7 protein-coding genes are annotated in these 5,489 nt (G+C 61.7%); 2 read left to right on the top strand and 5 right to left on the bottom strand.

Going from position 1 to position 5,489, the window contains the following annotated elements; translation table 11 throughout:
* Positions 1-68: 68 nt before the first annotated feature.
* From A3714_RS01470 to pyrR, 3 genes are read right to left on the bottom strand one after another with little or no spacing between them, the layout of a single operon-like run.
* On the bottom strand, positions 69-1,355 hold the full coding sequence (locus A3714_RS01470; protein WP_063509847.1) for a dihydroorotase: 1,287 nt from the start codon (positions 1,353-1,355) through the stop codon (positions 69-71).
* Positions 1,345-2,352: an aspartate carbamoyltransferase catalytic subunit gene (locus tag A3714_RS01465; protein WP_063509846.1), complete on the bottom strand. Its 1,008-nt coding sequence runs from the start codon at positions 2,350-2,352 to the stop codon at positions 1,345-1,347. Before A3714_RS01465 ends, A3714_RS01470 begins: the two co-directional genes overlap by 11 nt.
* Positions 2,349-2,858 carry a bifunctional pyr operon transcriptional regulator/uracil phosphoribosyltransferase PyrR gene (gene pyrR, locus A3714_RS01460; RefSeq protein WP_231866011.1) on the bottom strand — a complete coding sequence of 170 codons (510 nt, stop codon included), beginning with the start codon at positions 2,856-2,858 and terminating at the stop codon, positions 2,349-2,351. The genes A3714_RS01465 and pyrR overlap by 4 nt, the downstream gene beginning before the upstream one ends.
* 315 nt (positions 2,859-3,173) lie before the next feature.
* On the opposite strand from pyrR, the gene A3714_RS01455 reads away from it, so the two are divergent.
* Together A3714_RS01455 and A3714_RS01450 are read left to right on the top strand one after the other, a co-directional pair.
* A complete protein-coding gene (locus A3714_RS01455) occupies positions 3,174-3,743 on the top strand; it encodes a cytochrome b (protein ID WP_063509844.1) in 570 nt (189 codons plus the stop codon).
* Between the two features lie 21 nt (positions 3,744-3,764).
* Entirely contained in the window at positions 3,765-4,355 is a 591-nt protein-coding gene (locus tag A3714_RS01450; RefSeq protein WP_197463341.1) for a YceI family protein, read from the top strand.
* Positions 4,356-4,397: 42 nt separating this feature from the next.
* Here the strand turns inward: A3714_RS01450 and ruvX are convergent, their stop codons facing one another.
* Both ruvX and A3714_RS01440 read right to left on the bottom strand, forming a co-directional pair.
* A complete protein-coding gene (gene ruvX, locus A3714_RS01445) occupies positions 4,398-4,802 on the bottom strand; it encodes a Holliday junction resolvase RuvX (protein WP_063509842.1) in 405 nt (134 codons plus the stop codon).
* 124 nt (positions 4,803-4,926) lie between these two features.
* Positions 4,927-5,487, bottom strand: a complete 561-nt coding sequence (locus A3714_RS01440) for a YqgE/AlgH family protein (protein WP_063509841.1) — start codon at positions 5,485-5,487, stop codon at positions 4,927-4,929.
* Positions 5,488-5,489 lie beyond the last annotated feature (2 nt).

Below are 5,489 nucleotides of genomic sequence, written 5' to 3'. Positions count from 1 at the left end.
CTTGCGTCTGGAGAAAAATAACGCGATATCGCGTCGCTATTAATTATTCATTATTAACTATTCATTGCTTAGTCCGTCAGCCAGCTCACCTTGCCCTGACACACCGTCAGCTTCACGTTGCCCTTGAGCACGGCGCGGCGCCAGGGAGAGTTGTTGCCGGCGGACAGCCAGTGTTCGGCGTAATCCTTTTCGGCGCTGGCATCCAGCACGCACAGGCTGGCCGGGCGGCCGGTTTCCAATTGGCCGGCCAGGATGCCCAGGCAGCGGGCGGGGGCGGCCGTCACCGCATCCAGGGCCCGGGGCAGTGCCAGCTTGCCGTCGGCCACCAGTTGCAGCACCAGGCCAAGCAGGGTATCCAGCCCGGCCATGCCCGGCTTGGTGGCCGGGAAAGGGGCCGCCTTGCTGGAAGAACCAATGGGGGTGTGCTGGGAGCAGATGGCATCAATGGTACCGTCGGCCACCGCCTCCAGCAGGGCCTCGCGATCCGCCGCACTGCGCAGGGGCGGGATCACGTGGCAGTGGCTGTTGAACCCTTCCAGGGCCGATTCATCCAGCAGCAGGTGCTGAATGCTCACGTCCGCCGTCACCGGCAGGCCGCGACGCTTGGCGGCGCGCAGTAAACGCAGGGAGTCAGCACTGGATATCTGCTGGAAATGGGCACGCACACCGGTGGCTTCCACCAGCAGCAGGTCCCGGGACAGGTCCACGCTCTCCGCCACCGCCGGAATCCCCGGCAACCCCAGACGGGTGGCCACGGCCCCTTCGTGGGCACAGCCGCCCGCGCTCAGCGCCGAATCCTGGGGCCGGAACATCACCGGCAAATCGAAGGTGGAGGCATATTCCAGGGAACGCTTCAGCACCAGGGCGCTGGCGACCTTGCGGCCCGCATTGCCCACGGCAATACACCCTGCCTTGGCCAGGGTGGCCATTTCCGCCAGCTGGTCGCCGGCCAGACCCTGGGTCATGGCGGCAATGGGCATGATGCGCGCGAATCCGGCCTGGCCAGCCTGCTCGCGGATCAGCCTCACCACGGCGGTGGAATCCACCGGTCCGCAGTCCGGCTGGGCCACCAGGTGAGTAATACCACCCGCGGCGGCGGCACGGGTTTCGCTGGCAATGTCGCCACTGCGACCGCTGCCCGGCAGGGACAGGTGCACACAGGCGTCTACCAGCCCGGGCAACACCCAGTGGCCTTCCGCGTCCACAATATCGGCGCCGGGGGCATCCAGGCTGGCACCGATGCGCACCAGACGGCCATTTTCAATCAGCAGGTCGGCAACTTCGTCGCGACCATTGGCCGGATCGATCACCCGGCCCTTGCGAATCAGGATATTGGCTTTCTTGCTACTGGCCACGCTCACCTCCCGTGCGGCCCTGGGCACTGCTTTCCTGGCCGCTGATGGCCATGGACATGACTGCCATGCGCACCGCGATACCGAAGGTCACCTGGTTGAGGATCACCGAGCGCGGGCCGTCTGCCACTTCCGAGGCAATTTCCACGCCCCGGTTGATGGGCCCGGGATGCATGACGATGGCATCCGGTTTGGCCAGCTGCAGTTTTTCGTTGTTGAGGCCGTATAGGCGGAAGAATTCACTCTCGCTGGGCAACAGGGCGGAATCCATGCGCTCCTTCTGCAGGCGCAGCATGATCACCACATCCACATCCTTCAGGCCCTGGCCCATATCCGTGAACACGGTGGCCCCCAGCCCCTGGGCATCCACCGGCAACAGGGTTTTCGGGCCAATGAGCCGCACTTCCTCGGCGCCCAGAATGTTCAGGGCGTGAACCTGTGAGCGGGCCACCCGAGAGTGGAGAATATCGCCGACGATGGCGACCTTGAGCCCCTCGAAACCGCCCTTGTAGTGGCGGATGGTGTACATGTCGAGCATGGCCTGGGTGGGGTGGGCATGGCGCCCGTCACCGGCATTGATCACCGCCACATCCGGGGTCACTTCGTTGGCGATGAAGAAGGGCGCGCCGGAATCCTGGTGGCGCACCACGAACATGTCCGCGGCCATGGCTTCCAGGTTGCGCAGGGTATCGAGCAGGGTTTCGCCCTTGCTGGTGGCGGATTTGGCAATGTCCAGGTTGAGCACGTCGGCGCTGAGGCGCTGGGCCGCCAGCTCGAAGGTACTGCGGGTACGGGTGCTGGATTCGAAGAACAGATTGACCACTGTCTTGCCGCGCAGCAGCGGCACCTTCTTGATGGACCGGCCACCCACATCCACAAAGCTGGCGGCGGTATCGAGAATATCTTCCAGTAAAGAGCGGGGCAGGTGCTCGGTGGTCAGGAAATGGCGTAACTTACCGTCGCCGGTGAGTTGTACGCGGGAGGATGGCGCAAGCGTCATTCTTCAGGCCTTGTCTCTCGTATCTCCGCCACAAGGGGGGCGGGCCCGCGTAATTCTACCCGCTGATGGGGGGGCAATGCCAAAGTTTCACCACAGATATCGGCACGAATTGGCAATTCCCGGTGACCGATATCGAACAGCACCACCAGGCCGATCGAGGCCGGGCGCCCGAAATCGAACAATTCGTTCATGGCGGCACGAATGGTGCGGCCGGTCATGAGCACGTCGTCCACCAGCAGAATATGCTGCCCGTCCACCTCGAAAGGCAGCTTCGACGGCGAGACCGTGCGCTTGAGCCCACGGGTATCAAAGTCATCCCGGTAGAAGGCCGGATTCAGGATCCCCAACGGTAGCGGCTTGGCCAACATCGCGTTCAATGCCCGGGCCACCCAGGCCCCACCGGACTCGATCCCCACCAGCAGCGGGGCGCGCTCACCGTATTGCTCGGTGATGGCCCGGGCCATGGCACCCAGGTGTGTCTGCAGTTGTTGTTCGTCCCAGCTCAAGGGGCTCTCCAGAAGATTATCTTTACTGTAGGCGCCATGTTCGCATGGCGAATGACCAAGCATGGCGCCTGTTTGCTCAAGAATAAAGCCTCAAGCCCCGTATGGGCCCCATACTCTTTCCTAAAGGGGCCCGCACAGCCCGGCCAGGGCGGCACCAATGATCCGATCAAACCGTTCAGTTTTTTGGGATGGCAGTCACCGCCAGTGCGCCGCAAGATGGCAATACGCTGCAAGGTGACGGTAAGTTTTGTAAAGAGCGGAACCCGTCTGGCGGGCAACGCTCCAACCATCAGGAAGAACGGGTAGGGTACAGGGATGCATCTGCGCAACGACTCACAACGGTTCGGCCTCATCACCATCATGCTGCACTGGCTGGTGGCCATTACGGTGGTGAGCCTGTTTGCCCTGGGCCTGTACATGGTCGATCTCACTTACTACGACGACTGGTACCGTAGCGCCCCGCACCTGCATCGCAGCGTGGGCATCCTGCTGTTTCTGGTCATGACTTTCCGGTTGCTGTGGCGGCTGGTATCGCCGCCCCCGAAAGCCCTTGCCAGCCATCAGCCCTGGGAACGCATCAGCGCGCACCTGACTCACTGGGCCCTTTACCTGCTGCTTTTCACCGCCATGATCAGTGGCTATCTGATCACCAGCGCCGACGGCTCGGCTATTGATGTGTTTGACTGGTTTGCGGTGCCCTCCATCACCGGTGACCAGAAAGGCCTGGAAGACACCGCTGGCGACATTCACGAAATCGCCACCTGGGCAATCATCATACTGGCCAGCGTGCACGCCCTGGCCGCACTCAAACACCACCTGCTTGATCGGGACGACACCCTGCGCCGCATGCTGGGCATGGCATCCCGAAACCCTGACAACCATTAACCCAAACGGAGTTCGATGCTTATGTTGACGCTAGCAAAGAAGATCATCATTCCCGCCCTGGCACTGCTGCTCAGCAGCATGGCGTTTGCCGATAAACCCGGTGGCACCTATGCCTTCGATAAAAAAGGCGCCCACCAGTTCGTCATGTTCAAGATCTCCCACCTGGGCTACAGCTGGCTGTACGGCCGCTTTAACGATTTCGACGGCAGCTTCACCGTAGACGCCGACAACCCGGAAAACAGCAGCGTGCAAGCCACCATCCAGGTCGCCAGCCTGGACAGCAACCACGCCGAGCGCGACAAGCACCTGCGCGGTGACGACTTCCTGGACGTGGACGAATACCCCACCGCCACCTTCAAGAGCACCAAGATTGAAAAGACCGGCGAAAAAACCGCCAAGATTACCGGCGACTTCACCCTGCACGGTGTCACCAAACCGGTCACCCTGGACGCCAAACTGCTGGGCTACGGCGATGATCCCTGGGGCGGCTACCGCATGGGCCTGGAAGCCTCCACAACCCTGAAACTGGCGGACTTCGGCATCACCTACGACCTGGGTCCGGCATCGGAAACCGTGGATATTATTATCTCGGTGGAAGGGATCAGACAGTAATGCAGTGATAACGAAAAACGCCAGCTTCGCGCTGGCGTTTTTTCATGGCAACGCTTCGCCGCCCTCACTCAAAAATCCTTCGGCAATGATCACCGCCGCCATGGAATCCACCCGGCTATCCGCCTGACGAATGCCAGTGCGCTCGCGGGCTTCGCGGGTACTAAGGCGTTCATCCACCAGCCACACCTGCATGCCGAACCGGCCTTTCAATCGGCCCGCAAATTTCTTCGCCCGCGCTGTAGATTCGCTTTCGCTGCCATCCATATTCAACGGCAGACCCACCACCAGCCCTTCCGGCTCCCACTCTTTCAACAAGGCAGCAATGTCGTCCCAGTTGGGTTGAGTGTTCTTGCAGGGCAGGGCTTTTAACGGCGTGGCTGTACCCAGCAGGCTGTTGCCGCTGGCCACGCCGATTTTTTGTGTGCCGTAGTCAAACGCGAGAATCATATGACGAGTCGGTTATTGAGGCCGTAGGAGCCATGCTTGCATGGCGAAGGACTTTCAGGAGGCACCGCTCCAGATCAAAACCTTTCGCCATGCAAGCATAGCTCCTACGGTGCGAAAGGACATTTCAACTGTGTCCCGCCTGCGTCGCAATCAGACTCATGTCCACACCAATACGCGCTGCGGCGGCTTGCCAGGTTTGTTCGAAGGGGGTGTCGAGCACCAGTTCACGGCTGGCCGGGGTGCTGAGCCAGGCGTTTTCCACCAGTTCCTGTTCCAGCTGGCCGGGTTCCCAGCCGGCGTAGCCCAGGCAGATCAGCGATTGCTCCGGTCCTTCGCCGATGGCGATGGCTTCCAGAATATCGCGGCTGGTGGTGAGCATCAGGCCGTCGCTGAGCGGCACGCTGGACTGCCAGTGAGTGGAGGCGGCGTGCAACACGAAACCGGCCTCCTGTTGCACCGGACCGCCAGCAACCACCCGGTGCCGCTCCGAGGGCGGCACTTCGATGTCGATGTCCATGTCGCTGAGGATATCGCCCAGGCTGATCTGCACGGGGCGGTTGAGGGTCAGCCCCATGGCGCCCTCGCTACCGTACTCGACGAGATAGGTGACGGAATGTTCGAAGTTGGGGTCGGCCATCTGCGGCATGGCCACCAGCAACTGGTGTTTGAGGGTCGTGTTGTCCATGG

This window comes from Alcanivorax sp. HI0007, assembly GCF_001635525.1.
In the GTDB taxonomy this organism is placed as follows: Bacteria; Pseudomonadota; Gammaproteobacteria; order Pseudomonadales; family Alcanivoracaceae; genus Alcanivorax.
Note: the sequence above shows the minus strand (reverse complement) of the source record. Positions and strands in the feature narration are given on the sequence as shown.